General features: G+C 45.5%; 1 protein-coding gene. It reads right to left on the minus strand.

What is annotated here, in order from left to right; translation table 11 throughout:
* The coding region (locus AB4482_RS20745; RefSeq protein WP_372181565.1) for a transposase at positions 1–222 on the minus strand (222 nt) is incomplete at both ends.

A 222-nucleotide genomic window follows, 5' to 3' on the forward strand; every position in this document is an offset into this window, starting at 1 on the left:
CCAGACTCTACGCTTGCCATCTGTCCCGTGTTTTTTGACTTTCCATTCACCTTCGCCATAAACCTTTAGGCCAGTCGCATCAATGGCTAGGTGCTGTATCGCTCCTTTCGTTTTTGTCTTAAATGAGACCTCAACTTGCTTTGCTCTACGACTGATGCAGGTGTAATGCGGACAGCTTAATGGAACATGGGCCAGTCTAAATATCGAGTTGATAAATCCTTG

Source organism: Vibrio sp. 10N.222.55.C7, assembly GCF_041473335.1.
GTDB classification, from domain to species: Bacteria; Pseudomonadota; Gammaproteobacteria; order Enterobacterales; family Vibrionaceae; genus Vibrio; species Vibrio crassostreae_C.